Origin of the sequence: Mycobacterium sp. E2238, from assembly GCF_001672665.1 — a bacterium.
Taxonomy (GTDB): Bacteria; Actinomycetota; Actinomycetes; order Mycobacteriales; family Mycobacteriaceae; genus Mycobacterium.
This window is the reverse complement of the sequence record NZ_LZKF01000014.1, coordinates 1-26705: the sequence shown is the minus strand read 5'-3', so window position 1 is coordinate 26705 and position 26705 is coordinate 1. Positions and strand designations below refer to the sequence as shown.

29 protein-coding genes are annotated in these 26705 nt (G+C 65.6%); 17 read left to right on the top strand and 12 right to left on the bottom strand.

Going from position 1 to position 26705, the window contains the following annotated elements; all coding sequences use genetic code 11:
- Positions 1-51 precede the first annotated feature (51 nt).
- From A5711_RS26685 to A5711_RS01085, 4 genes are all read right to left on the bottom strand, one after another.
- Positions 52-471 carry a hypothetical protein gene (locus A5711_RS26685; protein WP_156744702.1) on the bottom strand — a complete coding sequence of 140 codons (420 nt, stop codon included), beginning with the start codon at positions 469-471 and terminating at the stop codon, positions 52-54.
- A 383-nt stretch (positions 472-854) separates the two neighbouring features.
- A complete protein-coding gene (locus tag A5711_RS01095) occupies positions 855-1307 on the bottom strand; it encodes a nitroreductase family deazaflavin-dependent oxidoreductase (RefSeq protein WP_067943241.1) in 453 nt (150 codons plus the stop codon).
- A 9-nt stretch (positions 1308-1316) separates the two neighbouring features.
- Entirely contained in the window at positions 1317-1703 is a 387-nt protein-coding gene (locus A5711_RS01090; RefSeq protein WP_067943238.1) for a hypothetical protein, read from the bottom strand.
- Positions 1704-1710: 7 nt separating this feature from the next.
- Positions 1711-2874, bottom strand: a complete 1164-nt coding sequence (locus A5711_RS01085) for a steroid 3-ketoacyl-CoA thiolase (protein WP_067943236.1) — start codon at positions 2872-2874, stop codon at positions 1711-1713.
- A 122-nt stretch (positions 2875-2996) separates the two neighbouring features.
- On the opposite strand from A5711_RS01085, the gene A5711_RS01080 reads away from it, so the two are divergent.
- From A5711_RS01080 to A5711_RS01050, 7 genes are all read left to right on the top strand, one after another.
- Positions 2997-4238 carry a cytochrome P450 gene (locus A5711_RS01080; RefSeq protein WP_067943234.1) on the top strand — a complete coding sequence of 414 codons (1242 nt, stop codon included), beginning with the start codon at positions 2997-2999 and terminating at the stop codon, positions 4236-4238.
- A gap of 7 nt (positions 4239-4245) precedes the next feature.
- Entirely contained in the window at positions 4246-5259 is a 1014-nt protein-coding gene (locus A5711_RS01075) for an acyl-CoA dehydrogenase family protein (RefSeq protein ID WP_067943232.1), read from the top strand.
- On the top strand, positions 5250-6413 hold the full coding sequence (fadE29, locus tag A5711_RS01070) for an acyl-CoA dehydrogenase FadE29 (protein WP_067943230.1): 1164 nt from the start codon (positions 5250-5252) through the stop codon (positions 6411-6413). Before A5711_RS01075 ends, fadE29 begins: the two co-directional genes overlap by 10 nt.
- Positions 6410-7363: a bifunctional MaoC family dehydratase N-terminal/OB-fold nucleic acid binding domain-containing protein gene (locus A5711_RS01065; RefSeq protein WP_067943227.1), complete on the top strand. Its 954-nt coding sequence runs from the start codon at positions 6410-6412 to the stop codon at positions 7361-7363. The genes fadE29 and A5711_RS01065 overlap by 4 nt, the downstream gene beginning before the upstream one ends.
- Positions 7360-7761: a MaoC family dehydratase gene (locus A5711_RS01060; protein WP_067943225.1), complete on the top strand. Its 402-nt coding sequence runs from the start codon at positions 7360-7362 to the stop codon at positions 7759-7761. Before A5711_RS01065 ends, A5711_RS01060 begins: the two co-directional genes overlap by 4 nt.
- Positions 7761-8930, top strand: a complete 1170-nt coding sequence (locus tag A5711_RS01055) for a lipid-transfer protein (protein WP_067943223.1) — start codon at positions 7761-7763, stop codon at positions 8928-8930. The genes A5711_RS01060 and A5711_RS01055 overlap by 1 nt, the downstream gene beginning before the upstream one ends.
- Before the next feature lie 126 nt (positions 8931-9056).
- Positions 9057-9896: a hypothetical protein gene (locus tag A5711_RS01050; protein ID WP_067943221.1), complete on the top strand. Its 840-nt coding sequence runs from the start codon at positions 9057-9059 to the stop codon at positions 9894-9896.
- 108 nt (positions 9897-10004) lie between these two features.
- Here A5711_RS01050 and A5711_RS01045 read toward each other — a convergent pair whose 3' ends face one another.
- Both A5711_RS01045 and kstD read right to left on the bottom strand, forming a co-directional pair.
- Positions 10005-10865, bottom strand: a complete 861-nt coding sequence (locus A5711_RS01045) for a MaoC/PaaZ C-terminal domain-containing protein (RefSeq protein WP_067943219.1) — start codon at positions 10863-10865, stop codon at positions 10005-10007.
- Position 10866: 1 nt separating this feature from the next.
- Complete coding sequence (kstD, locus tag A5711_RS01040) at positions 10867-12549, bottom strand: 3-oxosteroid 1-dehydrogenase (protein ID WP_067943245.1); 1683 nt, start codon at positions 12547-12549, stop codon at positions 10867-10869.
- Positions 12550-12621: 72 nt separating this feature from the next.
- Here kstD and A5711_RS01035 point away from each other — a divergent pair, with 72 nt between their 5' ends.
- The 7 genes from A5711_RS01035 to A5711_RS01005 all read left to right on the top strand — a co-directional run bounded on the left by A5711_RS01035 (position 12622) and on the right by A5711_RS01005 (position 18971).
- Positions 12622-13407, top strand: coding sequence for a 2-keto-4-pentenoate hydratase (locus A5711_RS01035; protein WP_067943217.1), 786 nt, complete (start codon positions 12622-12624; stop codon positions 13405-13407).
- Positions 13408-13459: 52 nt separating this feature from the next.
- Positions 13460-14392, top strand: a complete 933-nt coding sequence (locus tag A5711_RS01030; protein ID WP_067943216.1) for an acetaldehyde dehydrogenase (acetylating) — start codon at positions 13460-13462, stop codon at positions 14390-14392.
- A complete protein-coding gene (dmpG, locus tag A5711_RS01025) occupies positions 14389-15450 on the top strand; it encodes a 4-hydroxy-2-oxovalerate aldolase (RefSeq protein WP_067943214.1) in 1062 nt (353 codons plus the stop codon). Before A5711_RS01030 ends, dmpG begins: the two co-directional genes overlap by 4 nt.
- A 64-nt stretch (positions 15451-15514) precedes the next feature.
- Positions 15515-15826, top strand: coding sequence for a hypothetical protein (locus tag A5711_RS01020; protein WP_067943212.1), 312 nt, complete (start codon positions 15515-15517; stop codon positions 15824-15826).
- 87 nt (positions 15827-15913) lie between these two features.
- A complete protein-coding gene (locus A5711_RS01015) occupies positions 15914-17041 on the top strand; it encodes a hypothetical protein (RefSeq protein WP_067943209.1) in 1128 nt (375 codons plus the stop codon).
- Between the two features lie 2 nt (positions 17042-17043).
- Positions 17044-17826, top strand: a complete 783-nt coding sequence (locus A5711_RS01010) for an SDR family oxidoreductase (protein ID WP_067943207.1) — start codon at positions 17044-17046, stop codon at positions 17824-17826.
- The gene (locus A5711_RS01005; RefSeq protein WP_067943206.1) at positions 17826-18971 is read left to right on the top strand and encodes a sulfotransferase; all 1146 of its coding nucleotides are present in this window, start codon (positions 17826-17828) and stop codon (positions 18969-18971) included. The genes A5711_RS01010 and A5711_RS01005 overlap by 1 nt, the downstream gene beginning before the upstream one ends.
- 1 nt (position 18972) lies before the next feature.
- On the opposite strand, the gene A5711_RS01000 is transcribed toward A5711_RS01005, so the two are convergent.
- Both A5711_RS01000 and A5711_RS00995 read right to left on the bottom strand, forming a co-directional pair.
- Positions 18973-19419, bottom strand: coding sequence for a hypothetical protein (locus A5711_RS01000; RefSeq protein ID WP_067943204.1), 447 nt, complete (start codon positions 19417-19419; stop codon positions 18973-18975).
- Positions 19420-19424: 5 nt separating this feature from the next.
- Complete coding sequence (locus tag A5711_RS00995) at positions 19425-20582, bottom strand: Rieske 2Fe-2S domain-containing protein (RefSeq protein WP_067943202.1); 1158 nt, start codon at positions 20580-20582, stop codon at positions 19425-19427.
- Positions 20583-20709: 127 nt separating this feature from the next.
- On the opposite strand from A5711_RS00995, the gene A5711_RS00990 reads away from it, so the two are divergent.
- Complete coding sequence (locus A5711_RS00990; protein WP_066955234.1) at positions 20710-21234, top strand: gamma carbonic anhydrase family protein; 525 nt, start codon at positions 20710-20712, stop codon at positions 21232-21234.
- Here A5711_RS00990 and A5711_RS00985 read toward each other — a convergent pair.
- The 4 genes from A5711_RS00985 to A5711_RS00970 are packed head-to-tail and all read right to left on the bottom strand — an operon-like array spanning position 21231 to position 24909.
- Positions 21231-21638 (bottom strand): nuclear transport factor 2 family protein, encoded by a 408-nt coding sequence (locus tag A5711_RS00985; protein WP_067943200.1) that lies wholly within the window; start codon positions 21636-21638, stop codon positions 21231-21233. The genes A5711_RS00990 and A5711_RS00985 overlap by 4 nt on opposite strands.
- Complete coding sequence (locus A5711_RS00980; RefSeq protein WP_067943199.1) at positions 21635-22834, bottom strand: thiolase domain-containing protein; 1200 nt, start codon at positions 22832-22834, stop codon at positions 21635-21637. The genes A5711_RS00985 and A5711_RS00980 overlap by 4 nt, the downstream gene beginning before the upstream one ends.
- Positions 22834-23898, bottom strand: a complete 1065-nt coding sequence (locus tag A5711_RS00975) for a thiolase domain-containing protein (RefSeq protein ID WP_067943198.1) — start codon at positions 23896-23898, stop codon at positions 22834-22836. Before A5711_RS00975 ends, A5711_RS00980 begins: the two co-directional genes overlap by 1 nt.
- A gap of 15 nt (positions 23899-23913) precedes the next feature.
- Positions 23914-24909, bottom strand: a complete 996-nt coding sequence (locus A5711_RS00970) for a Zn-ribbon domain-containing OB-fold protein (protein ID WP_067943196.1) — start codon at positions 24907-24909, stop codon at positions 23914-23916.
- A gap of 64 nt (positions 24910-24973) precedes the next feature.
- Here A5711_RS00970 and A5711_RS00965 point away from each other — a divergent pair, with 64 nt between their 5' ends.
- Together A5711_RS00965 and A5711_RS00960 are read left to right on the top strand one after the other, a co-directional pair.
- Positions 24974-26005 carry an LLM class F420-dependent oxidoreductase gene (locus A5711_RS00965; RefSeq protein WP_067943243.1) on the top strand — a complete coding sequence of 344 codons (1032 nt, stop codon included), beginning with the start codon at positions 24974-24976 and terminating at the stop codon, positions 26003-26005.
- A gap of 43 nt (positions 26006-26048) precedes the next feature.
- Positions 26049-26705, top strand: a 657-nt coding sequence (locus tag A5711_RS00960; RefSeq protein WP_067943194.1) for an acetoacetate decarboxylase family protein, incomplete at its 3' end; no start/stop codon positions are given.

Sequence of the window (26705 nt, the reverse complement as noted above, 5' to 3'; positions counted from 1 at the left end):
ATTTCATGCAACCCGAGCTCAGCAAGGGGTGCAACAACACCGCGTCCTTTATCATCCCTGCAAGTACGACGCCGCAGACCTTCTCGATCCAAGGTTGTCGCAAGCACTTCCCAGGTACGGATGATTGCGGCGCCTGGTCGGACTACACGTATGTGCCACCTGCGGCGTCGTACTTGCAGGGATGATAAAGGACGCGGTGTTGTTGCACCCCTTGCTGAGCTCGGGTTGCATGAAATAACCCTTGCCGTTGAGGTGGATCACGTCGCCGGCCTCGTCTCCGTGCACGCGCGGGCACCCGGAGACGATGCAGGTCGGCTCGTGCGGACCGTTGGGCGTACAGGTCACGCTGTAGCCATTCGGCAGCGTGTCGGCGCTGGCGGTCGGCGCCATCAATGGTGTGGCACCGACGATTCCGAACAGACATGCCGCGGCGATCAGGACTGCGAAACGTTTTGTCACTCGCTTAGCCACGGCAGTGCCTCCCGAAGTGTGTGCGACGCAAGGTCGCACGCCTCAAACTTTTTGCAGCCTATGGCGGCCAGGGTGGCCGGACCAATAAGGGATTTCCCTACACTTTCGGCCAACCCGCGGCGAACTGGTGCCTGCCAGATCAATGCGTTTCCGAAGGATCGGTGACCTCAGAACGAGGCGACTCGCTGTGGCCGCCGTCAAACCATGGCCGGGTTTACCCGATTTGCGTCCGATCGTGGTCAGCAGCGCCGCCGGGAACCACAGCAACCGGGCGTCACCGGGCATTGGTAACGCGGTATATCGAAATGTGCTCGCGGGCAAAGTGTTTCAGCGCTAAGGCGAGACGGCGCGAGTCGCCGAATCCCTGTGGCACGTGTCTGCCGTTACGGGTCGCAGATGACGATGGGGATGACCCGATCGGTCCACGACCGGTAGTCGTCGAACGACGGGTACATGGCGTCCAGCTTCGGCCAGTACTCCGCGCGCTCGGCCTCGGTGGCGTCGCGGGCCTGCAGTTGCAGTACCTCGTCCTTGATCTGCACGGAGACTTTGGGATTGGCCTTGAGGTTGAGGTACCACAGCGGGTGCTTGTCGCTGCCGCCCTTCGAAGCGACCAATACCACCCGGTTCCCTTCGCGTAGATACAGCAGCGGGCTCACCCGCGGTTCACCCGTTTTTCGTCCCGTCGTGGTGAGCAGTGCGACCGGTGCATTCTGGAAGGTGCCGCCGAATCTTCCGTTGCTAAGTCGGTAGATCCACGTGTTGCCCTTGGCCATCCATTTGATGATGAAGCCGACCCAGGGCGCATTCAAAGAGCGTGGCTTCGGTTTAGGCATGATTTTCCCTTAGCGCTGGACAAAAGGTTGGAAGCGAACCTTGATGTGGTGGATTTCGGCCTTGCCGCTTGAGCTTTCGGCCGGAATGACGAAGGTCTCGTCGACTCGTGCGGCCAGCCGCCGACCCGCGAACGCCGCCTTGGTCAGCACGATGTATGCCGCGTGCACCCGGTCGCCGTCGATCCGGTATTCCGGCGGGGTCGTGTCCGCAAGCAATCGGTACTGAGCTCCGCGATTGAGGCTGCGGCGCAAGTGGTTTCCGGAGAACCCGTTCTTGATGCCTTGCTCGATCCGGGTGCAGCCGGCAGCGAACGGAACGGAGTCACCGTCATGGCTGACGAGCGCGTCGATGTAAGACTGCGCCGCGGCGACGCGGCTCTCTTCGGAGACGAGCACCGAGAGGCTAGATGCGTTCGATGATGGTGCCGGTCGACAGCGCACCGCCCGCGCACATGGTGATCAGCGCGGTGCTCTGGTCGGTGCGCTCCAGTTCGTGCAGCGCGGTGGTGATCAGCCGGCTGCCGGTGCTGCCCACCGGGTGGCCCAGCGCGATGGCGCCGCCGTTGACGTTCACCTTGTCCATGTCCGGATTGTGCACCCGGGCCCAGGACAGCACGACCGACGCGAACGCCTCGTTGATCTCGGTGATGTCGATGTCGCCCATCTTCATGCCGGCCTTCTCCAGCACCTTGGCCGTCGACTGCACCGGGCCGTCCAGGTGGTAGTAGGGCTCGGCGCCGACCAGCGCCTGGCTGACGATGCGGGCGCGCGGCCGCAATCCGAGCGCCTTGGCCTTGTCCTCGTCCATCCACAGCACGGCCGCGGCCCCGTCGGAAATCTGCGACGACGTTCCCGCCGTGTGGATCCCACCCTCGATGACCGGCTTCAGCGAGCTCAGGCCTGAGAGGGTGGTGTCGCGCAGGCCCTGGTCGCGGGAGATGGTGACCCGCTCCGACGTCGGTTGCTTGTTCTCGTCGAGCGCCGGCGCCTCGATCGGGGAGATCTCGCGGTCGAAGCGGCCCTCCTCCCACGCCCGCTTGGCCTTGGCCTGCGACTGGTAACCGAATTCGTCGATGTCTTCGCGGGTGATGCCACGCCGCTTGGCGATCCGCTCGGCCGCGGTGAACTGGTCGGGCAGGTCGATGTCCCACGACGCGGGCCGCAGGATGCTGCGGTCGGGACCGGCGTTTGCGCCCAGCCCGACGCGGCTCATCGCCTCGATGCCGCAGGCGATGCCGATGTCGATGGCGCCTGCCGCGATCAGACCGGCGACCAGGCCGTTGGCCTGCTGTCCGCTGCCGCACTGGCAGTCCACGGTCATGGCGCCAACGTGCTCCGGCAGCCCGGCGACCAGCCAGCTGACCCGGCTGATGTTGTTGGACTGCTCGCCGAACTGCGTCACGCAGCCGCCGATCACCTGTTCGACGTCGCCGGCGTCGATGCCGGCCTTCTCCACCAGTGCCTTCTGCACCGCACCAAGCAGCTCGGTGGCGTGCAGGCCTGACAGCCATCCGTTGCGTTTGCCGATGGGGCTGCGGGTGGCTTCGACGATTACCGGGTTACCCATTCCGTCAGGCTAGAACACGTTTCATTAGTCTGACAAGCGACGATGGTGACCTGCCTTTTATCTGCGCAGGAGCCGTGTTTTACTGGCACTAGAACACGTTGCAATTGAGGAGCGCACACATCATGGCACCCCCCAACATTCCCGCCGACTTCGACTTTCTCGACCCGGACGTCAACCTCGCAGGGTTGCCCGTTGAGGAACTCGCCTGGCTGCGCAAGGCGGAGCCGATCCACTGGGTCGACATCCCCAACGGCTCGGGTGGGTTCGAGGACCACGGGTACTGGCTCGTTACCAAGCACGCCGATGTCAAGGAGGTCTCGAAGCGCAGCGACATCTTCTCGAGCTGGCTGAACGGCGCCATCCCGACCTGGCCGCCGGAGATGAAGCGCGAGCAGGTCGAGTTGCAGCGCAGCGTCATGCTCAACATGGACGCCCCCCACCACACCCGGCTGCGCAAGATCATCTCCCGCGGTTTCACGCCGCGGGCCATCGGACGGCTGGAAGCCGAACTGGCCCAGCGCGCCCAGAACATCGCCAAGACCGCGGTGAGCGAGGGTAGCGGCGACTTCGTCGAACAGGTCTCGTGCGAGCTGCCGCTGCAAGCCATCGCGGGCCTGCTCGGCGTTCCCCAGGAGGATCGCGACAAGCTCTTCCGCTGGTCCAACGAGATGACCGGTGGCACCGACCCCGAGTACGCGCACGTCGATCCCGCGCAGTCGTCGATGGAGCTGATCACGTACGCGATGGCCATGGCCGAGGAGCGGGGCAAAAACCCCACCGACGACATCGTCACCACGCTCATCGAGGCCGACATCGAGGGTGAGAAGCTTTCCGACGACGAGTTCGGTTTCTTCGTGGTCATGCTCGCGGTGGCCGGCAACGAGACCACTCGCAACTCGATCACCCACGGAATGATCGCCATGGCGAACAACCCCGATCAATGGGAGCTCTTCAAGAAGGAGCGCCCATCGACCACCGCCGACGAGATCATCCGGTGGGCCACCCCGGTATCGGCCTTCCAGCGCACCGCCAACGAGGACACCGAGTTGGCCGGCGTGCAGATCAAGAAGGGTCAGCGGGTGGTGATGTCCTACCGGTCGGCCAACTTCGACGAAGAGGTCTTCGACGACCCGCACACCTTCAACATCCTGCGCGATCCGAATCCCCACGTCGGCTTCGGCGGCACCGGCGCCCACTACTGCATCGGCGCGAACCTCGCCCGCATGACCATCAACCTGATCTTCAACGCGGTCGCCGACCACATGCCGGACCTCAAGCCGATCGGTGAGCCGGAGCGACTGCGGTCCGGTTGGCTCAACGGGATCAAGCACTGGCAGGTCGACTACACCGGCGCAACTCGGTGACGTCCTGATGGACTTCAATCTCACTGCGACGCAACAGGCCGTCGCCGATGTGGTGACGTCCGTTCTGGACCGCGACCTGAGCTGGGACGCACTGGTCAGTGGGGGCGTGCCCGCACTGCCGGTCCCCGAGCGCCTGGGCGGCGACGGCGTGGGCCTGCCCGAGGTCGCCACGGTGCTGACAGAAGTGGGTCGCCACGGCGCCATTACGCCGGCGCTGGTCACGCTCGGCCTCGGCGTGGTGCCGCTGCTCGACCTGGCCTCCGACGAACAGCAGGATCGGTTCCTGGCCGGCGTCCCGAAGGGCGGCGTGCTGACGGCCGCGCTCAACGAGCCGGGCGCCGCGCTGCCCGACCGGCCGTCGACCACCTTCGCCAACGGCCGGCTGTCGGGTACCAAGGTCGGTGTCGGCTATGCCGGGCAAGCGGATTGGATGATCGTCACCGCCGACAGCGCGGTCGTCGTCGTGTCGCCGAAGGCCGACGGTGTGCAGCTCATCCAGACTCCGACATCCAGCGGCGCCGATGAGTACACGGTGACGTTCGCCGACGTCGCGGTCGCCGACTCCGACGTGCTGGCGGACGCGACGGCGCCCCGGGTCAACCAGTTGGCCCTGGCGGCGATCGGTGCCTACGCCGACGGATTGGTGGCCGGGGCATTGCGCCTCACCGCCGACTATGTGGCCAATCGCAAGCAGTTCGGCAAGCCGCTGTCGACGTTCCAGACGGTGGCCGCCCAGCTCGCCGAGGTGTACATCGCCTCGCGCACCATCGATTTGGCGGCCAAGTCGGTCGTCTGGCGATTGTCCGAAGGACGGGACGCTGACGACGACCTCGATGTGCTCGGATACTGGGTCGCCTCGCAGGCGCCGCCGGTGATGCAAACCTGCCACCACCTGCACGGCGGCATGGGCATGGACATCACCTACCCGATGCACCGGTACTACTCCACAATCAAAGACCTGACCCGGCTGCTGGGCGGGCCTTCTCATCGTCTCGATCTGGTGGGAGCGCAATGTTCATAGACCTGACTCCGGAGCAGCGTCAGCTGCAAGCGGAACTGCGGGAATACTTTTCGAACCTGATCTCGTCCGACGAGATGAAGGCGATGGAGCAGGACCGTCACAACGAGGCCTACCGCGCGGTGATCCGGCGGATGGGCCGGGACGGCAAGCTAGGGGTCGGTTGGCCAAAGGAATTCGGCGGCTTGGGCTTCGGCCCCATCGAGCAGTCGATCTTCGTCAACGAGGCGCATCGGGCCGACGTGCCGCTGCCCGCGGTGACGCTGCAGACGGTCGGCCCGACCCTGCAGCAGTTCGGCACCGAGGCGCAGAAGAAGAAGTTCCTGCCGGCGATTCTGGCCGGCGAGGTGCACTTCGCGATCGGCTACAGCGAGCCCGAGGCGGGGACGGACCTGGCCTCCCTGCGGACCGCCGCCGTGCGGCAAGGGGACGAATACATCGTCAACGGCCAGAAGATGTGGACCACCGGCGGGCATGACGCGGACTACATCTGGCTGGCCTGCCGGACGGACCCGGAAGCCGTGAAGCACAAGGGTATTTCGATCCTGATCGTCGACACCAAGGATCCCGGTTACTCCTGGACGCCGGTCATCCTGTCCGACGGCGCCCACCACACCAACGCCACGTACTACAACGACGTCCGGGTGCCCGCCGACATGCTGGTCGGCGAGGAGAACGGCGGGTGGAAACTGATCACCACCCAGCTCAACAACGAACGGGTCATGCTGGGCCCCGCGGGCCGCACCGCCGGCATTTACGACCGGGTGCAGGCCTGGGCGTCGAAGCCGGGTGCCGACGGCGTCACACCGATCGACCACGCCGACGTCAAGCGGGCGCTCGGTGAGATCCACGCGATGTGGCGGATCAACGAGCTGCTGAACTGGCAGGTCGCCGCCGCCGGCGAGGACATCAACGTGGCCGACGCCGCATCGACGAAAGTCTTTGGCACGGAGCGTATTCAGTACATCGGCCGGCTCGCCGAAGAGATCGTCGGCAAGTACGGCAACCCGGCCGAGCCGGAGACCGCCGAGCTGCTCAACTGGCTGGACTCGCAGACCAAGCGCAACCTGGTGATCACCTTCGGTGGAGGCGTGAACGAAGTCATGCGGGAAATGATCGCGGCCGCCGGCCTCAAAGTGCCGAGGGTGCCCAGGTGACCGACATCCAGGAAGCGATCGCGGAGATCAAGGCGGCCGGGGGTCCGAAGCCGCGCGCCGGCCGCGATCCGGTGAACCAGCCGATGATCAACAACTGGGTGGAGGCCATCGGCGACGTCAACCCGATCTACGTCGACGAGGCTGCCGCGCGAGCCGTCGGACACCCGGGAATCGTGGCCCCGCCGGCCATGATTCAGGTGTGGACCATGTTCGGCCTGAGCGGGGAACGGCCGAAGGACGACCCGATGGGTCCCATCATGCAATTGTTCGACGACGCCGGTTACATCGGCGTCGTCGCCACGAACTGTGAGCAGACCTATCACCGTTACCTGCAGCCCGGCGAGCACGTCAGCATCACCTCGGAGATGGGCGACGTAGTCGGACCCAAGCAGACCGGTTTGGGCGAGGGCTATTTCATCAACCAGCACATCACCTGGCGGGTCGGGGACGAGGACGTCGCCGAGATGAATTGGCGCATCCTCAAATTCAGGCCGCGTGAGACCGCTGAGCAGGCGTCGTCGGTGCCGACGGATCTCGACCCCGATGCCATGATGCGTCCCTCGTCGTCGCGCGACACGGCGTTCTTCTGGGAGGGCGTCAAGGAGCACGAGCTGCGGATCCAGCGGCGGCCCGACGGCAGCCTGCAGCACCCGCCGGTGCCCGCCGTCTGGCAGGACAAGGCCGCCCCGATCGACTACGTGGTGGCCAGCGGCAAGGGCACGGTCTTCAGTTTTGTGGTGCACCACGCACCGAAGGTGCCCGGGCGCACGCTGCCTTTCGTCATCGCGTTGGTCGAGCTCGAAGAGGGCGTGCGGATGCTGGGCGAGCTGCGGGGCGCGGACCCGGGCTCGGTGGCGATCGGAATGCCGGTGCGCGCAACCTATATCGACTTCCCGGCCGGTGACGCCGGCCCCGAGTGGACCCTGTACGCATGGGAGCCAGACGCATGAGCGCCCCGACCATCGAAGTGGGCACCGTACTGCCGGAGCTGAAGCTGCACGGTGATCCCACCTTTATCATCTCTACGGCCTTGGCCACGCGGGACTTTCAGGACGTGCACCACGACCGCGATCTGGCACAGGCCAAGGGGTCGAAGGACATCTTCGTCAACATCCTGACCGACACCGGGCTGGTGCAGCGCTACGTCACCGACTGGGCCGGCCCGTCGGCGCTGATCAAATCGATCGGGCTGCGGCTCGGGGTGCCGTGGTACGCCTACGACACCGTGACCTTCTCCGGTGAGGTGACCGCCGTGGACGACGGCCTGATCACCGTGAAGGTGTTCGGCCGCAACAGCCTTGGTGACCACGTCATCGCGACAGTGACGTTAACGATGGGAGATTCCTGATGTTGTCGGGCAAGGCCGCGATCGTCGGCATCGGCGCCACCGACTTCTCGAAGGACTCCGGCCGAAGCGAATTGCGGTTGGCGGCCGAGGCGGTGCTGGACGCGTTGGACGACGCGGGCCTTTCGCCTTCGGACGTCGACGGGCTGACCACCTTCACGATGGACACCAACAACGAGACCGCGGTGGCCCGCGCGGTCGGCATCGGTGATCTGAAGTTCTTCTCGCAGATCGGTTATGGCGGCGGCGCCGCGTGCGCGACCGTCCAGCAGGCGGCGATGGCCGTCGCCACCGGGGTGGCCGACGTCGTGGTGGCGTACCGGGCGTTCAACGAGCGGTCGGGCATGCGGTTCGGCCAGGTCCAGACCCGGTTGGCGGGAGACGCTCGCGCGCAGGCGGATTCGACCGCGGCGGACAATTCCTTCTCCTACCCGCACGGCCTCTCCACACCGGCCGCGCAAGTCGCCATGATCGCCCAGCGCTACATGCACCTGTCCGGCGCGACCAGCCGCGACTTCGGCGCCATCTCGGTGGCCGACCGCAAGCACGCCGCCAAGAACCCGAAGGCGTACTTCTACGAGAAGCCGATCACCATTGAGGACCACCAGAATTCGCGGTGGATCGCCGAGCCGCTGCGGCTGCTGGACTGCTGCCAGGAAACCGACGGCGCGGTCGCGATCGTGGTGACCTCACCCGAGCGGGCGCGCGACCTCAAGCAGCGACCGGCCGTCATCGAGGCGGCATCGCAGGGCTCCAGTCCCGACCAGTACACGATGGTCAGCTACTACCGACCGGAACTGGGCCTGCCCGAGATGGGCGTGGTGGGGAAGCAGCTGTGGCAGCAATCCGGCCTGCGGCCGTCGGACATCCAGACCGCAATCTTGTACGACCACTTCACCCCCTTCACGCTGATTCAGTTGGAGGAGTTGGGATTCTGCGGCAAGGGCGAGGCCAAGGACTTCATCGCCGACGGCGCGATCGAAGTTGGCGGCCGGCTTCCCATCAACACGCATGGCGGTCAGCTCGGTGAGGCCTACATCCACGGCATGAACGGCATCGCCGAGGGTGTGCGGCAATTGCGCGGTACGTCGGTGAACCCGGTACCCGACGTCGAACACGTCCTCGTCACCGCGGGCACGGGCGTCCCCACGTCGGGCTTGATCCTGGGCTAGCGCTTTCTAGGCCTCACCCCTTCCCGCCGAGTGTGAAGTTAGTTTCACGCTGGTCGTCGAGTGTGAAACTAACTTCACACTCATGAGTGAAGTGACGCTGCGCTTGACTCATGCAACGCTCCCGTCATGGGGGAGCCGTTCCTTGGCAGTGAAGCCGTTGCCCGAGGCGCTTTGACTAGAGGCCAGCTGAGCGCTGGTTACACCCGACTTTTCCGCGACGTGTACGTCAGTCGGGATGCAGAAGTGACGGCCACTCTGCGCGCCAGGGCCGGATGGTTGTGGACTGGGCGTCAGGGCGTGGTCGCCGGGTTCTCCGCCGCGGCGCTGCACGGGAGCAAATGGGTCGATGACGCGGCCGTGGTTGACCTTTTTCACGACAACCGCCACCGTCACGCTGGGATCAGAGTTCATGGAGACCGCGTTGAGGAAGATGAAACTGTTGTCATAGGGGGCATCTCGGTGACGTCGGCAGCCAGGACCGCCCTGGACCTAGGCTGCTGGTATCCGACTATTGCGGCGGTTGCCGGCATTGATGCATTGGCTCGTGCAACCCAAATCAAGACGGCGGATGTCGAGCTGCTCGTGGAAAGGTACTCAGGCCGCCGAGGCATCGTCCAGGCAAGGGAGGCAGTCGCACTCTTCGACAGTGGGGCGCAGTCTCCTAAGGAGTCTTGGCTGCGCATCGTGCTGATCCAGGCGGGCCTGCCGAGGCCGCAGACGCAGATTCCAGTGCTCAATGAATTCGGCAGTGCGATCGCCTATCTGGACATGGGCTGGGAGGACGTCAAAGTCGCGGTCGAGTATGACGGTGATCATCATCGGACTGATCGCCGTCAGTATGGCTGGGATATTCGTCGGGCCGAAATGCTGCAGCGACGCGGCTGGATCGTAATAAGGGTGGTCACCGGTGACCGGCCCCGCGACATCATCCACAGGGTGCGCGCGGCTCGTGCCGGTCGAGCGTAAAACTAATTTCACACTCGAGGCCCAATGTGAAGCTAACTTCACACTCGGTGGACACGGCGGGACGGCGGGTCGGCGGGTCGGCGGGTCGGCGGCGCACGGGGAAGAAACCTACGCCGGCACCAGCTCTACGCCGCTCAAGACCACCGCGTTGTGGCGCGAAGGCGCGACAACGCTGGCCACGAAACGCCCATCTTCCTTCCAGACGTTGACGCGCAACGTCTCCCCGGGGAACGCCACACCGGCGAAGCGTGCACCGTAGGCGGCCACCGCGCCGGCGTCGCCGTCCAGCAGCGTGTCCACGATGGCCTTACACGTCATGCCGTACGTGCACAGGCCGTGCAGGATGGGCTGCGAAAAGCCTGCGGCCGCAGCGAATTCCGGGTCGGAGTGCAGCGGGTTGCGGTCCCCGCAGAGCCGGTACAGCAGCGCCTGCTGCGGCAGGATCGGCACCGCGACCTCGACATCGGGCGCTCGGTCCGGCGCCGCGTCCGACGTGGACGGCCCGCGCTCGCCGCCGAATCCGCCTTCGCCACGGGCGAAGATGGACCGCCGCTGGGTCCACAGCAGCGTGCCGTCGGGCGCGCTGACCGTCGTCTCGCTCCAGATCACCGCGGCCTTGCCCTTGTCCCAGATGTCGGTGAACCTGGTGACGGCGCGAGCGGATCCGGAGGGCGGCAGCGGCCCGGGCACCTCAACCCGCTCGCTGGCGTGCAACACCTTGCCCAGCTCGATGTCGATGCCGGGGAATTGCACGGTCGGTGGCTTGGTCATGTGAAACGAGGCCGCCACGTTGCCGAACGTCGGCAGGACCTGCGGTGTGTCGTCAACGAGATAACGCAGTTCGCGCGGATCCATCGGATCCTTGCCGGCCCCCAACGCCAAGTGGTAGAGCTGCACATCGCTGCTCGTCCAAGCGAAGTCGATCGGATCCAGCTCGGCGGCTAGCGCGACGTCTACATCGATGGGCATATCAGTTTTCCCCCGCGATGTGCAGTGCGGCTAAGTAACCGAACGTCATGGCCGGGCCAATCGTGCCGCCCGGGCCCGGGTAGGTGTGACCCATCACCGGGGCACTGACATTGCCTGCGGCGTAAAGGCCTTTGATGATCGATCCGTCGTCGCGCAGCGCACGGCCGTGGACGTCGGTGCGGACGCCGCCCTTCGTGCCCAGGTCCCCGGGCACCATCTTGGCGGCGTAGTACGGCGCGTGCGTGAGCTCGCCGAGGTTGGGGTTGGGCTTGTTGGTCGGGTCGCCGTAGTAACGGTCGTACGCGCTCTCACCGCGGTGGTAATCCTCGTCGACGCCGGACCGGGCGAAGCCGTTGAATCGCTGCACGGTGGCCAGAAATTCGGCCGCCGGAAGGCCGGCTTTTTGGGCGAGCTCCTCGAGCGTGTCGGCCTGGATGATGACCCCGGACTCCAGCCACTTGCGGGGAATGCGTTGCCCCGGCTGCAATCCCGCGAAAATGTAGCGGTCCCGGTATTGCTGGTCGAACACCAGCCACGCCGGAATGTTCTCGCCCGGGCCCGACCCCTGGCCGAATTCCCCGCCGTACATGTGGTGGCAGGCCTCGACGTAGGGCATCGACTCGTTCATGAACCGCTTGCCCGACATGTTCACGATGATCGAACCAGGCGAATTGCGTTCCGACAGCGCGAACCACGGTGCGCCCACCAGCGGAACCGTGGGGCCCCACCAGGCGTCTTCCATCAGTTCCAGTGCGGCACCCAGCTTTTCGGCGGCCACGATGCCGTCGCCGGTGTTCGCCTTGGCGCCCACGGTCCATTCGGTGGTGATCGGCGCGCGCTGGTACTTCACGCGCATCTGTTCGTTGTGCTCGAAGCCGCCGGAGGCGAGGATCACCCCGCGCCGGGCCCGGATGAGGCGCGGCTCCGACGACTCGGATGCCCCGCTGTCGCGGACATACACCCCACGCACCACGCCGTCCTCGACGTACAGGTCGGTCAGCGCGGTGTTGAGCAACACCGGAACACCCACCCGCTGGAGCCCGATCCGCAGTGGGCCGATCAACGCCCGGCCCATGCCGACGAGGTTCTTACCGGTCGCCTTCGCCCACATCGTGCGGGCGCCGACCTTCAGGCTGCGCAGCACGCCCCGAGGGTGTCGCTTGAGCTGGTTCAGCCGCACGTAGTCCTGTTGCATAACAACCACGTTGAGCGGCACCTTGCCGTATGCCGGCTCCAGACCGGCCTCGTCGGGTCCGAGCTTGCGGGCGTCGAACGGCTTCGGTTCGATCGAGCGGCCTTCCGCGCGCCCGCCCGGCGCCTCCGGGTAGTAGTCCGAGTAGCGCGGAACCCAGCACATCTTCAGCGGCGTGTGCTTCAGCACGAACGACAGCATCTCGGGTCCGCGGTCGAGGTAGGTGTCGATGCGTTCCGGCTCGACGACGTTGCCGACAATCCCGTGCAGGTAGGTCCGGGCCGCCTCGGGATTGTCCCGGACGCCGTCACGCTTGAGGATCTCGTTGTTGGGAATCCACACGCCCCCACCCGACCGCGCGGTCGAGCCCCCGAAGTGCGCAGCTTTCTCGATGACTACTGTGGAAAGGCCCCGGTGAGCGGCGGTAAGGGCAGCGACCATGCCGGCTCCGCCGCTCCCGACCACGACGACGTCGAGCTCCTGTGCTGTCATGTAGAACACGTTATAGAATTGCCCGGGCCGGGCGCTACTGGGCCGGTCACACGAACGAGGAGACTTCCGCAGATGCTCAGTGTTGCGACGCGAGACGAGCTCGCTGCCGACTTGGCGCAGGCTGAGCGGAGCCGCGAGCCGATCGCGCCGCTGACTGCCGCCTACCCCGACATCGACGTCGTCGACGCCTACGAAATCCAGCTGATCAACATTCGTCAACGGGTCGCCGAGGGAGCCCGCGTGCTGGGCCACAAGGTGGGCCTGTCGTCGAAGGCGATCCAGCAGATGATGGGGGTCGATGAACCGGACTACGGGCATTTGCTGGACGAGATGCAACTGTTCGAAGACACGCCGGTCAAGGCGAACCGCTACCTGTGGCCGAGGGTCGAGGTCGAGGTCGGTTTCATCCTGAACGCCGACCTGCCGGGCGCCAGCTGCACCGAGGAAGACGTGCTGGCGGCCACCGAGGCGCTGGTCCCTTCGATCGAGTTGATCGACACCAGGATCACCGACTGGAAGATCGAGTTGTGCGACACCATCGCCGACAACGCCTCGTCCGCCGGCTTCGTGCTCGGCAAGGGGCGCGTCTCGCCGCGCGACATCGACGTCAAAGGAATCGATGCGGTCCTCAGCTGCAACGGCGAGGTCGTGGCCAAGGGCCGCACCGACGCGGTGCTGGGCAACCCGGTCACCGCGGTGGCTTGGCTGGCCCGCAAGGTGGAGGGCTTCGGCGTACGGCTGCGCAAAGGCGACCTGGTGCTTCCCGGATCGTGCACGCGAGCGATCGACGCGCACGCCGGAGACCAGTTCGTGGCCGACTTCACGGGCCTGGGTTCTGTTCAATTGTCGTTCGAATAGTCTCGAATTAAATCGTCGGACTTAAATATCGAGAGCTTCGCAAAGGAGCGTCATGCCGGCTAAGGCGAGTGTGGCCATTGTCGGGTCGGGAAACATCAGCACTGACCTGCTCTACAAATTGTTGCGGTCGGATTGGTTGGAGCCGCGCTGGATGGTGGGCATCGACCCGGACAGTGAAGGCCTGGCACGGGCCCGCAAGCTGGGGTTGGAGACCACGCACGAAGGGGTGGACTGGCTGCTGGCCCAGTCCGAGAAACCCGACCTGGTGTTCGAGGCGACCAGCGCCTACGTGCACCGCGACGCCGCGCCGAGGTATGAGGCCGCGGGAATCCGGGCGATCGATTTGACGCCGGCCGCGGTGGGTCCGGCGGTCATCCCGCCGGCAAACCTGCGGCAGCACCTGGATGCTCCGAACGTCAACATGATCACCTGCGGTGGGCAGGCGACCATCCCGATCGTGTACGCGGTCAGTCGCGCGTTGGTCGATCAGGGCGGCGTGCCGTACGCCGAGATCGTGGCGTCGGTGGCGTCGGTCTCCGCGGGGCCGGGCACCCGCGCCAACATCGACGAATTCACCAAGACCACCAGCAAGGGTGTGGAAACGATCGGCGGCGCCAAGCGTGGCAAGGCGATCATCATCCTCAACCCCGCAGACCCGCCGATGATCATGCGCGACACCATCTTCTGCGCCATCCCCGAAGACGCCGACCGGGACGCGATCGCCAAATCCATCCACGACGTCGTGGCCGAGGTGCAGACCTACGTGCCGGGATATCGGCTGCTCAACGAGCCGCAGTTCGACGAGCCGTCGATCAACTCCGGCGGCCAGGCGGTCGTCACCACGTTCGTCGAGGTCGAGGGCGCAGGCGATTACCTGCCCCCGTACGCGGGCAACCTGGACATCATGACCGCCGCGGCCACCAAGGTCGGCGAGGAGATCGCCAAGGAGTCACTATCCGCTACGGCGCCGGGAGCGCAGGCATGAGTACGCACGACATCTTCTTCAACCCGATCTGGGACGTGCGGTTGACCGACACGTCGCTGCGGGACGGCTCTCACCACAAACGCCACCAATTCACCAAAGAAGAGGTGGGCGCCATCGTGGCGGCCCTGGACACCGCCGGCGTGCCGGTCATCGAGGTCACCCACGGCGACGGGCTGGGCGGATCGAGCTTCAACTACGGGTTCTCCAAGACGCCCGAGCAGGAGCTGATCAAGCTGGCCGCCGAGACGGCCAAGGAAGCCAAGATCGCCTTTTTGATGCTGCCCGGCGTCGGCACCAAAGAGGACATCAAGGAAGCCCAGAACAACGGCGGCTCGATCTGCCGGATCGCCACCCACTGCACCGAGGCGGATGTGTCGATCCAGCACTTCGGCCTGGCGCGCGAGCTGGGGCTGGAGACCGTCGGGTTCCTGATGATGAGCCACACCATCTCGCCGGAAAAGCTCGCCGCCCAGGCCCGCATCATGGCCGACGCGGGCTGCCAGTGTGTCTACGTGGTGGACTCGGCTGGCGCGCTGGTTCTCGAGGGGGTCCGCGACCGGGTGGCCGCGCTGGTCGCCGAGCTTGGCGATGACGCCCAGGTCGGTTTCCACGGGCACGAGAACCTCGGGCTCGGGGTGGCCAACTCGGTGGAGGCGGTTCGGGCGGGCGCCAAGCAGATCGACGGCTCGTGTCGGCGGTTCGGCGCCGGCGCGGGCAACGCGCCCGTCGAGGCGCTCATCGGGGTGTTCGACAAGATCGGCGTGAAGACGGGTATCGACTTCTTCGACATCGCCGACGCCGCCGAAGAGGTGGTCGCACCGGCCATGCCGGCCGAGTGTCTGCTGGACCGCAATGCGCTGATCATGGGCTACTCCGGGGTGTACTCGAGCTTCCTCAAGCACGCCATCCGCCAGTCCGAGCGCTACGGCGTGCCCGCCCACCAGCTGCTGCACCGTGCGGGCCAGCGCAAGCTCATCGGCGGCCAGGAAGACCAGCTCATCGACATCGCGCTGGAGATCAAGCGCGAGCAAGAAAGCGGCGCCGCCGCCTCACGCTGACCACTGGTTCCTGAGCTCCGGAACGCACAGCCTACGCAAAGCTGCCGCGAGTATTCTGGCGCGCATGAGCACATCCAACACAGTCGGCGCCCGCCGCCACGGGCTGTACGGCCTGCTCGCCGGGGGGCTAATGACCGCTGCCGCCGCCGCGGTGATCGCGGTGCCACTGGCGGGCACAGTCAACGCGGCTCCGCAGTGCAATCAGACGGTCGGCAATTCCATCGACTCGTACCTGAAGCAGCATCCGCAGCTCCACCAGCAGCTGCAGGCCAAGTCTCAGGCGGAGGGCGGCAACGGCAACGTCATGGACTACCTGAATCGGCATCCCGACGTGCGGCAGCATCTGATCGACCTGTCGCAGCAGTGCGCACCCTAGCGAGTCGGCCTCGTCTTTGAACGTGCGGCCGACGCGCGGGAATGTTCGCCATTGACGAAAAAGTAGAACACGTTCTAGCGTCTAGGCGTGTTCTCTGATCCTCTCACCTCAGCGATCGTCGAAGCCGAGAAACTGGTCGCCGACGCACCCTTCATCGAGACCGAAGCAGACCTGCTCGAAGGGCTGCAGTATCTGGCGGGCTGCGTTTCGGCCTGCATCCACCTAGCCTTCGACTACGACCGGGACCACCCGTTCCTGCAGTCAGGAACCGGGCCGTTCACCAAGATGGGCCTGGACAACCCCGACACTCTCTACTTCGGCACCCGGGTGCACGCCAATCACGACTATGTCGTCACCGGCAAGCGCGGCACCACGACCGATCTGAGCTTCCAGCTGCTCGGCGGGGAATACACCGACGACAACGTGCCGGCCAGCCAAGCGGCGTTCGACGACCGTGAGCTAGACATCGCCGCGGACGGCAGCTTCGAGTGGCGGGTGCGGCCCACCAGCAACGGGCAGCTGGTCATCCGCGAGGTCTATGGTGACTGGTCGGCACAGCGCGGGACGCTGGCCATCTCCCGGCTGGACACCGCGGGTACCGCCCCGCCCCCGCTGACCCGCGAGACCATCGAAAAGCGTTACGCCACGGCCGGAAAGCAACTTGTTAACCGGGTGAAGACCTGGCTGCAATTCCCGCAATGGTTCTATCTCGACCTGCCGGTCAACACGATGGTCGCGCCCCGGCTGACGCCGGGCGGTCTGGCGACGCAATATTCGTCGGTGGGCCACTACGACCTGCGGCCCGATCAGGCGCTGGTGATCACCATCCCGGTCTCCGACGCACCCTACCTCGGCTTCCAACTCGGCAGCCTGTGGTACATCTCGCTGGACTACATCAACCACCAGACGTCGCTGAACAACACTCAGGCGCAAGCGGATCCGGACGGAAAGGTGCGCATCGTCGTGGCCGACCAGAACCCGGGTGTGACGAACTGGGTGGAGACGCTGAACCATCGGCGGGGCTTCCTGCAGTTCCGCTGGCAGCGGGTGTCCCGTCAACTCACCGAGGCCGACGGCCCCACCGTGGAGCTGGTCGACTTCGACGCCATACCGGCCGCGTTGCCCTACTTCGAGCACAATAAGATTTCCGATGACGAGTGGCGTGCGCGAATAGCGCTGCGTCAACAACAAATTGCGGCCAGGATGCTGGGATGACGATGTCAGAAATGCTCGACGGCAAGGTCGTCGTCATCAGCGGCGTGGGACCGGGGCTCGGCACCACCCTGGCGCACCGGTGCTCCCGGGACGGCGCCGACCTGGTGCTGGCGGCGCGCACCGTGGAGCGACTGGAAAGTGTCGCCAAACAGATCAACGACACCGGGCACAAGGCGCTGGCGGTGCGTGCCGATATCACCGACGACGACGAAGTCAACTACCTCGTCGAGACCACGATGGCGACCTACGGCAAGGTCGACGTGCTGATCAACAACGCGTTCCGGGTGCCGTCCATGAAACCGTTGGCCGGCACCAGCTTCCAGCACATCCGTGACGCGATCGAGCTGAGCGCGCTCGGCGCGTTACGGCTCATCCAGGCCTTCACGCCCGCGCTGGAGTCCTCGCACGGATCGATTGTCAACGTCAACTCCATGGTGCTACGGCACTCTCAGGCCAAATACGGCGCCTACAAGATGGCCAAGTCGGCGTTGCTGTCCATGTCGCAATCGCTGGCCACCGAATTGGGTGAGAAGGGGATCCGCGTCAATTCCGTTGCCCCCGGCTATATCTGGGGTGAGACATTGCAGGCTTATTTCGAGCACCAGGCCGGCAAGTACGGCACCACGGCGGACCAGATCTACGCGGCTACCGCGGCGAACTCCGACCTGAAGCGCCTGCCCACCGAAGACGAGGTGGCCTCGGCGATCCTATTCCTGGCCAGCGATCTGTCGAGCGGCATCACCGGACAGACCCTGGATGTCAACTGCGGGGAGTACCACAACTGATGTCCGATCGCACCGATATCGGCACCGTCGACGAACTGCATGCATCGGCCACCAAGGTGACTGGCCTTGACGACTTCGGCGCCGACGACGACAACTACCTCGAAGCGCTGGAGGTGCTGCTGGATTCCTACCGGCGCGAAGCCGGCCTAACGGTGTTGGGCAGCAAGATGAATCGGTTCTTCCTGCGCGGCGCACTGGTGGCCAGGTTGCTGTCCGAGGCTTCGTGGAAGCAGTACCCGCAGCACGCCGACGTAGTGATCGAACGCCCGATCTTCGTCACCGGCCTGGTGCGCACCGGCACCACCGCGCTGCACCGCCTGCTCGGCGCCGACCCCGCTCATCAGGGCCTGCACATGTGGCTGGCCGAATTCCCGCAGCCGCGTCCACCGCGCGAAACCTGGGATTCGCACCCGCTTTATCGCCAACTCGACGCGCAATTCAACCAGCACCACCGGGACAATCCGGGTTACACCGGACTGCACTTCATGGCCGCGTACGAACTAGAGGAGTGCTGGCAGCTGCTTCGGCAATCGCTGCATTCGGTGTCCTACGAGACGTTGGCGCACGTGCCCACCTACGCGCAGTGGCTGTCGCAGCAGGATTGGACGCCGTCCTACCAGCGGCATCGGAAGAACCTCCAGCTGATTGGACTCAACGACGTCGAAAAGCGTTGGGTGCTGAAGAATCCCAGCCATCTGTTCGCGTTGGACGCCTTGATGGCAACGTATCCCGACGCGCTGGTGATTCAGACGCACCGGCCGGTCGAGACCATCATGGCATCGATGTGCTCGCTTGCCCAGCACACCGCGGAGGGATGGTCGACGTCGTTCGACGGAGCTCAAATCGGCGCTGACGCAATGGACACCTGGTCGCGTGGGCTGGAGCGCTTCAACACCGCCCGCGCCAAATACTCGCCGGCCCAGTTCTATGACGTCGACTACAAGGAACTGATCGCCGATCCGATCGGCACGGTGGCCGACATCTATCGGCACTTCGGTTTGACGCTGACCGATGAGGCGAAGGCGGCGATGGAAAAGACGCACGCCGACAGCCAGTCCGGCGAGCGGGCGCCGAAACATCGGTACTCGCTGGCCGATTACGGGCTGACCACCGAAACGGTGAAGGAACGCTTCGCCGGGCTGTAGATCAGTCCTCGGGCGCCGGCTCGGCCAGATAGCCCTCCGCAACGGCGTGTTCGATGCTGTCGCTCAGTTTGGGGCACGACCGGATGCGTGCGGTATCGCCACCGGAGTTACGCACCTCGGTGAAGTGCGCGCAGCGCTGCCAGGCTTCGGTGTTCCATTGCACGGCGGTGTGGCCCGGGCCCAGCCTTCGGACGGTGACCGTGACATGGCAGAACCGACAGTCCACCGGAAGCAGCCCCGAACTGAGGTAGCGTTCTCGGTCGGCGCGACTGGCCTCGGCGACGGCGGCGGCCCGTTGCGGATCGTTGGCGAAATCCCTTGACTTCGACCAAGTTCCGCCGTTTCGTTCGGAACTGACCGGCCGCTCGTCGTGATCGTGGTGATCGCCATGCAGCAACAGCATCGACCGAGCGAGCCGATCGACGTCAGGAACCTGATCGCCGGGCATGTCTGTCAGTGTTGCTCCGCGGGAACGTCTTCGGTCTCTTTGGTCTTCAGGTTCTCTTCGACCTCGGCGTTCCAGTACTCGTTGGCGCGCGTGGTGTCCACCTCGATCTCGAAGCGCTCCACCATTTCCGGCTGGATGTCGGCAACGTCGACGTAGAACTGCTGATACCAGCGACGCAGCTGGTAGACGGCGCCGTCCTCCTCGACCAGCAGCGGGTTGTCGATGCGGGTCTTGTGCTTCCAGATTTCGACGTCCTGGAGGAAGCCCTTGCTGACGCCTTCGGTGAACACCCGCGACAGCTTCTCGGTCATCTTTTCGTCCATGCCCTTGGGCTTTTCGACGATGACACCCCATTGCAGCATGAACGAGTTCTGGGTCACCGGGTAGTGGCAGTTGATCAGGATCGACTCGGCCTTGTATCCGCCATAGCTGTTGTGCAGCCAGTTGATCATGAAGGACGGCCCGAAATAGGACGCCTCCGAGTCAAGGTGCGCCTCCCCGTATGAGGTGCCCAGGTCGTTGACGTCCGGCCGCCCCACGTTGTGCAGATACTGCGACGCGATGTGCCCCTCGAAAACGTTCTTGAAGTACGTCGGCAAACCGAAGTGAATGTAGAAGAAGTGCGCCATGTCGGTGACGTTGTCGATGATGTCGCGGCAGTTCGACCCCTCGATAAGGATCCGGTTCCACCGCCATTCGGTCCACTCGTCGCTGGCCGCTTCCGGGATGTCGGGAATCCGCACCGCCGGGTCCGGCGGGTTCTGCTCGTGGTCATGCCACACGAAGAGCAGGCCGCCACGTACGTCCGTCGTCCACGAGCGGGTGCGCGCCGTCTTGGGTGTGCGCTTGGCGTACGGCACCAGCTTGCAGCGCCCATCGCCACCCCAGCGCCAATCGTGGAACGGGCAGGCCACCTCGTCACCCTTGATGGTGCCTTCCGAAAGGTCCCCACCCATGTGCCGGCAGTAACCGTCCAGCACCTTCAGGTCCCCAGTCGAGTCGGCGAAAACCACCAGCTTGGTACCGAACGCCTCGACGGAGTGCGGCTTACCGTCCTGGAAATCCTTCGCGACGCCCAGGCAGTGCCAGCCCCGGGCGTACCTCGTCGGCAACGCGCCGGGATCGATCTCCCGGATGCCAACCGCTTTGGTGTCGGTACTCACCAGTCACCTCCAACTCACGACCCCTCTAACTAGAACACGTTACAGTTTTGCGGCAGGGGCGCGCAACGACGGCGAGTCTGGCCACGACATATGCGCGGCCGATGCCCGCTCGGGGTATATCTAGACGATGCCGCTGTTTGCATTCGAAGGTCGGGCGCCGCGGGTGGATCCCACCGCGTTCGTGGCCCCGACCGCCACCCTGATCGGCGACGTTGTCGTCGAGGCCGGTGCTTCGGTGTGGTTCAACACCGTCCTGCGCGGCGATTACGGTCCCATCGTCGTGCGGGAGGGCGCGAACGTGCAAGACGGGTCCGTGCTGCACGCGCCGCCGGGCATCCCGGTCGACATCGGCCCCGGCGCCACGGTGGCGCACATGTGCTGCATTCACGGGGTGCACGTCGGGTCGGAGGCCTTGATCGCCAACCACGCCACCGTCCTCGACGGCGCGGTGATCGGCGCGCGGAGCCTGATCGCGGCCCACTCGCTGGTGACGGCCGGCACCCAGATCCCAGCCGGGATGCTCGCCGTCGGCGCGCCGGCGCAGATCAAGGGTCCGGTCGCCGGGACGGGCGCCGAGATGTGGGTGAAGGTGAATCCGCAGGCCTACCGCGAACTGGCTCAGCGCCACCTGGCGGGGCTCGAGCCGCTTTAGACCTTCCGGGCCGAAGCGGCCGCGCGGTCCATCTCCCAGTACGCCCGAAGGGCGGTCATCTTGCCCTCGTCGTCGGCCTTGTACGTGAACACGCCTTCGGCGGTCACCTGGTAGTCACCATGGGTGATGAGGATGTGCCCGACGTTGGCTTCCTCGTTGCCGCACTGGTAGGTGTCGCGAAAGACGAACTCGATCTTGGTCGTCGGGGCGATGGCCTTGTCCCAGAAGGCCGAGATCGCGTCGCGACCGCGGTGGCCCTTGCCCTCCGGGTCGAAGGCCGAGGGCCCGATCGGGTCTTCCACGATGGCGTCGTCGGCGAACACCGCCAGCCACGCCTCTTTGTCCCTGGCTATGACCGCCTCGCGCGAGCGCCGACCGGCCTCGTGCGCCGGGTGTTCGCTCACGCGCCGACTTTCTCGGGCGTCGGCTTGTCCGCACCCACCACCCACATGGAGTAGTACTGCGAGCCGCCGCCGTAGGCGTGGCCCAGGGCCTTGCGCGCGCCCGGAACCTGGTGATCCCCACCCTTGCCCATCACCTGAATCGCCGCCTCGGCGAACCGAATCAGGCCGGAGGCGCCGATCGGGTTCGACGAGAGCACACCGCCGGACGGGTTGACCGGCAGCCGGCCGCCGATCGCCGTCTCGCCCGCTTCGGTGAGTTTCCAGCCCTCGCCCTCGGGCGCAAACCCGAGGTTTTCCAACCACATCGGCTCGAACCACGAGAACGGGACGTAGATTTCCGCGGCGTCGATCTCGTCGATCGGGCTGGTGATGCCGGCCGCCTTCCACAGCGCGGCGGCCGCGTCACGCCCCGCCTGCGGGCTGACCTGGTCGCGGCCCGAGAACTGCAACGGCTCGGTGCGCAGCGCGGTGGCGTGGATCCATGCCACCGGTTGTCCTTGCGCCAGACGGGCTTCGGCGGCCTCCTCGTTGCCGATCACGACCGCGGCGGCACCATCCGACGACGGACAGGTCTCGTCGTAACGGATCGGATCCCACAGCATCGGCGACTCCATCACCTTCTCCAGGGTGATGTCGGGCTGATGCAGGTGGGCGAGCGGGTTGCGGGCCCCGTTCAGCCGGTCCTTGACCGCGACCATGGCGCCGATGTTCAACGGTGCACCCGACCGGCGGATGTAGGACCGCACGTGCGGGGCGAAGTAACCGCCCGCCCCGGCGCCGACCGGCTTGATGAAGGGAATCGGAATCGACAACGCCCACATCGCGTTTGACTCCGACTGCTTTTCCCACGCCATCGCCAGCACACGCTTGTACTTGCCCGACTGCACCAGGCTGGCGGCGACCACGCCGGTGGATCCACCGACCGAACCCGCGGTGTGCACCCGGATCAGCGGCTTGCCGGTGGCTCCCACGGCATCGGCCATGAACAGCTCGGGCATCATGACGCCCTCGAAGAAGTCCGGAGCCTTGCCGACGACGACGGCGTCGATGTCGTCGAACGTGGAGCCGGAGTCGGCCAGCGCGCGGTCGATCGCCTCGCGCACCATGCCGTTCATCGAAACGTCTTGGCGCTTGGCCACGTACTTGGTCTGCCCGGTACCGAGTACCGCGGCCAGGTATGCTCCCGCTCCGGCCATCAGTTCTTTCCTTCCATGACCGCGACCAGGTTCTGTTGCAACGCGGGCCCGCTGGTGGCATGCGCGAGCACCCGCTCGGCCGAGCCGTTCCAGATGTGTTGTGCCGCAAACCCGATGCGTTCGAGGCCGGCGACGAACATGGGGTTGGCGGCTAGCGCGCCGCCGGACGGATTGACTTTGGTTGGCCCCGGTATCCGGATGGCCTCCTCGAGGATGAGGTGCTGGTGGGTGAAGGGCGCGCAGATCTCGGCCACGTCGAGGTTGTCGGTCCTGCCCCCCGTGGCTACCTCGGCCGCGACCTTGGTCGACACGGATTCGGTGAGGTCACGCGCACCCAGCGAAGGCGTTTCGATGCGGTGCTCGATTCCCGTTATCCAGGCCGGGTTTTCGCGCAGTTCGCGGGCGCGGTCACCCGCAGCGAGCACGATGGCGGCGGCGCCGTCGGTGATCGGCGCGATGTCGTGGCGCCGCAGGGGCTCGGCGAAGAACGGCCGCTCGAGCAATTCGGCCACGCTGATCGACCCTTCCACATTGTCGACCCGGCGCGCATTGGCAAACGAGTCGAACGCGACGCGTGCCATCTGCTCCTCGCTCCACTTGCCGTTCTCGAGCCCGATGCGGGCCTGCAGCCCCGCCATCGACACGGAGTCCGGCCACAGGGGTGCGACGGTATAGGGGTCGGTCTGCCGCGACAGGATCTGCCGCAGGATCCCCGCCGAGGACTTGCCGAAGCCGTACACCAGCGCGGTGTCCACCTCGCCGGTCAGCAGCTTGATGTATGCCTCGTAGAGGGCCCAGGCCGCGTCCATCTCGACATGCGACTCGTTGATCGGCGGAACGGCGCCGATCGAGTCAATCGCCGAAATGAACGAGAAAGCCCGTCCCGCAAGGTAATCGGACGAACCCGAGCACCAGAAACCGATGTCGGCCTTGGTGATTCCGAGGTCCTCGTAGAGCTGGGCGAAGCACGGCATCAACATCTCGACGCCGTTGGTGGTGCCGTCGGTGCGGCGTACGTGTGGGGCGTGGGCGAAGCCGACGACCGCGACGTTGCGAACGCTCATTTACAGGTGGGCCCTTTACAGGTGGTGCTTGTAGGTGTCGTACTCGGCGTCGGGTTCCCCTGTCGGCCGGAAGTACTCGATGTTGTCGATGCCAAAGCCCCACTCCTCCCGGGGTTTCCACACCGCTTCCACGCGCATGCCCATCCGCACCTCGTGGGCGTCGACGTCGGCGACCAGGTGCAGGAAGGGGATGTCGGCCCCGTCGAGCAGCACATAGGCCGCCACGTAGGGCGGTTTGATGCGCTGTCCCTGGAACGGGATGTTGATGATGGCGAACGTCGTGACGGTGCCCTTGTCCGGCAGTTCGACGAACTCGGTGGTGGGCTGGCCGGTGGCCGGGTCCGCGCCGTGCGGCGGGAAGTAGACCTTGCCGTCCTTGCCGGTACGCGCGCCCAGCAACTTGCCCTGGGCGATGGCGCGCAAGTAGGCGCTCTCCTCGTGGGAGGCGGTGTGCTGAATCGTCAGCGAGATCGGCGTGACGATCATGGTCACCGGATCCTGTTCGCCCGACGCGGGTTCGGAGACGGGTTCGGCTTCCTCGCCGAGCTCGAAGTAGGCGATGTCGGTGATCGCGCCCACCGGCTCGTCGGCCCAGTGCACATGCACCCGGGCACCGCTCTTGATGGCGGAAGGACTGCCGGCGTCTACGGCATGCATCAGCGGGGTGTCCGCGCCGTCGAGCTTGATCAGCGCCCAGGCGAACGGGCGGTCCAGCGGCTGACCCTCCAACGGTTCGGGTTGCCATGTCCAGGACACGACGGTGCCGACGCTGGAGACCGGTACCATCTCGCCCAGCGGCTCGTAGGTAACCGGGTCATATTCCGCCGGTGGAACGTGCACCCGGCCATCGGATCCGCGCACCCCCAAGATATGGCGCTCACGCAGTGCGGTGAAGAACTTGCTCAGCGTGGGGCCAACTGAACGGGTGTAGTCGAAAGACAACGTTAGTGGCGCGGAGAGCGGTGGCTCAGGGTGATCCGTCAAGGTCGGGCTGCTCGAGCTGGCTGTCACGCCATCGAGTAGAACAGGTTCTAAGAACGGTTTCAACATCGGGTCGCCGGAAGGGTCAATGACGATGAAGCTGGGGTTGCAGCTCGGGTATTGGGGCGCTCAGCCGCCGGAGAATCACGCGGAGCTCGTAGCCGCGGCGGAGGAAGCGGGTTTCGACGCCGTCTTCACCGCCGAGGCGTGGGGGTCCGACGCCTACACGCCGCTGGCCTGGTTGGGATCGTCAACCCACCGGCTCCGGCTGGGCACCTCGGTGATCCAGCTGTCCGCGCGCACCCCGACGGCAACCGCGATGGCGGCGCTGACGCTCGACCACCTGTCCGGGGGCCGGCACATCCTGGGGCTCGGCGTCTCCGGCCCGCAGGTGGTCGAGGGCTGGTACGGCCGGCCGTTCCCCAAGCCGCTGGCCCGCACCCGCGAGTACGTCGACATCATGCGGCAGGTGTGGGCGCGAGAGAAGGCCGTGACCAGCGACGGGCCGCACTATCCGTTGCCGTTGACCGGGGAGGGGACGACCGGCCTGGGCAAGGCACTCAAGCCCATCACCCACCCGTTGCGTCCCGACATCCCGATCCTGCTCGGGGCCGAGGGGCCGAAGAACGTCGCGCTGGCCGCCGAGATCTGCGACGGCTGGCTGCCCATCTTCTACACGCCGCGGATGGCGGATACCTACAACGAATGGCTCGACGAGGGCTTCGCGCGCCCCGGGGCGCGGCGCAGCCGCGAGGACTTCGAGATCTGCGCGACCGCGAACATCGTCATCACCGACGACCGTGCTGCCGCCTTCGCGGCCATGAAGCCCTATCTGGCCCTCTACATGGGCGGCATGGGCGCCGAGGACACCAACTTCCACGCTGACGTATACCGCCGGATGGGCTACGCCGAGGTGGTCGACGAGGTGACCAAGCTGTTCCGCAGCAACCAGAAGGACAAGGCCGCCGAGATCATCCCGGACGAGGTCGTCGACGACGCCGCGATCGTCGGCGATATCAACTACGTCCGTGAGCAGGTCAAGGTCTGGGAAGCCGCCGGCGTCACCATGATGGTGGTCAACGGGCGCAACGAGGCGCAGATCAGGGAGCTCGCCACGCTGATCTGACCCGCTATTGCCGAACGAATAGAACACGTTCTAGATTGGCCCGATGACAGCCTCGCAGCACACCATCGCGGGCACGGTACTCACGATGCCGGTGCGAATCCGCCGGGCAAACCAACACATGGCGATGTTCTCCGTGAACGCCGACGCCGCGCAGCAGATGATCGACTACAGCGGCCTGCAGGTCTGCCGCTACCTTCCCGGCCGCGCGATCGTGGTGCTGATGTTGATGCACTACATCGACGGCGACCTGGGCCAGTACCACGAGTTCGGCACCAGCGTGATGGTCAACCCACCCGGCTCGAACGCAAGCGGGCCGCGTGCCCTGCAGTCGGCCGGCGCCTTCATCCATCACCTTCCCGTCGACCAGCCGTTCACCCTGGAAGCGGGAACCAAGATCTGGGGTTACCCGAAGGTGATGGGCGACTTCACCGTTCGGGAGGGCCGTCGGTTCGGTTTCGACCTCAGCATCGACGGTCAACCGGTGATCGGCATGGAATTTCGCCGCGGCCTGCCGTTCCGGCTCACCCCGCGCCAGCAAGCGCAACGCACGTACTCGCACCGCGACGGCATCACCCGCGAAACCGCCTTCGAACACACCCTGGACGGCGTACGCACCCGATTCGGCGGGGTGAGCATCCGGCTGGGCGACCATCCGTACTCGAAAGAACTTGCGTCGCTTGGTCTTCCAAAGCGTGCCATG

What these genes read in the sequence shown, in the direction of transcription:
- A5711_RS01095 (WP_067943241.1), bottom strand. Translation starts at nt 1,307, where the DNA reads ATGCCTAAACCGAAGCCACGCTCTTTGAATGCGCCCTGGGTCGGCTTC.
- A5711_RS01085 (WP_067943236.1), bottom strand. Translation starts at nt 2,874, where the DNA reads ATGGGTAACCCGGTAATCGTCGAAGCCACCCGCAGCCCCATCGGCAAA.
- A5711_RS01080 (WP_067943234.1), top strand. Translation starts at nt 2,997, where the DNA reads ATGGCACCCCCCAACATTCCCGCCGACTTCGACTTTCTCGACCCGGAC.
- A5711_RS01075 (WP_067943232.1), top strand. Translation starts at nt 4,246, where the DNA reads ATGGACTTCAATCTCACTGCGACGCAACAGGCCGTCGCCGATGTGGTG.
- fadE29 (WP_067943230.1), top strand. Translation starts at nt 5,250, where the DNA reads ATGTTCATAGACCTGACTCCGGAGCAGCGTCAGCTGCAAGCGGAACTG.
- A5711_RS01060 (WP_067943225.1), top strand. Translation starts at nt 7,360, where the DNA reads ATGAGCGCCCCGACCATCGAAGTGGGCACCGTACTGCCGGAGCTGAAG.
- A5711_RS01055 (WP_067943223.1), top strand. Translation starts at nt 7,761, where the DNA reads ATGTTGTCGGGCAAGGCCGCGATCGTCGGCATCGGCGCCACCGACTTC.
- A5711_RS01050 (WP_067943221.1), top strand. Translation starts at nt 9,057, where the DNA reads ATGGGGGAGCCGTTCCTTGGCAGTGAAGCCGTTGCCCGAGGCGCTTTG.
- A5711_RS01045 (WP_067943219.1), bottom strand. Translation starts at nt 10,865, where the DNA reads ATGCCCATCGATGTAGACGTCGCGCTAGCCGCCGAGCTGGATCCGATC.
- kstD (WP_067943245.1), bottom strand. Translation starts at nt 12,549, where the DNA reads ATGACAGCACAGGAGCTCGACGTCGTCGTGGTCGGGAGCGGCGGAGCC.
- A5711_RS01035 (WP_067943217.1), top strand. Translation starts at nt 12,622, where the DNA reads ATGCTCAGTGTTGCGACGCGAGACGAGCTCGCTGCCGACTTGGCGCAG.
- A5711_RS01030 (WP_067943216.1), top strand. Translation starts at nt 13,460, where the DNA reads ATGCCGGCTAAGGCGAGTGTGGCCATTGTCGGGTCGGGAAACATCAGC.
- dmpG (WP_067943214.1), top strand. Translation starts at nt 14,389, where the DNA reads ATGAGTACGCACGACATCTTCTTCAACCCGATCTGGGACGTGCGGTTG.
- A5711_RS01020 (WP_067943212.1), top strand. Translation starts at nt 15,515, where the DNA reads ATGAGCACATCCAACACAGTCGGCGCCCGCCGCCACGGGCTGTACGGC.
- A5711_RS01010 (WP_067943207.1), top strand. Translation starts at nt 17,044, where the DNA reads ATGTCAGAAATGCTCGACGGCAAGGTCGTCGTCATCAGCGGCGTGGGA.
- A5711_RS01005 (WP_067943206.1), top strand. Translation starts at nt 17,826, where the DNA reads ATGTCCGATCGCACCGATATCGGCACCGTCGACGAACTGCATGCATCG.
- A5711_RS01000 (WP_067943204.1), bottom strand. Translation starts at nt 19,419, where the DNA reads ATGCCCGGCGATCAGGTTCCTGACGTCGATCGGCTCGCTCGGTCGATG.
- A5711_RS00990 (WP_066955234.1), top strand. Translation starts at nt 20,710, where the DNA reads ATGCCGCTGTTTGCATTCGAAGGTCGGGCGCCGCGGGTGGATCCCACC.
- A5711_RS00980 (WP_067943199.1), bottom strand. Translation starts at nt 22,834, where the DNA reads ATGGCCGGAGCGGGAGCATACCTGGCCGCGGTACTCGGTACCGGGCAG.
- A5711_RS00975 (WP_067943198.1), bottom strand. Translation starts at nt 23,898, where the DNA reads ATGAGCGTTCGCAACGTCGCGGTCGTCGGCTTCGCCCACGCCCCACAC.
- A5711_RS00965 (WP_067943243.1), top strand. Translation starts at nt 24,974, where the DNA reads ATGAAGCTGGGGTTGCAGCTCGGGTATTGGGGCGCTCAGCCGCCGGAG.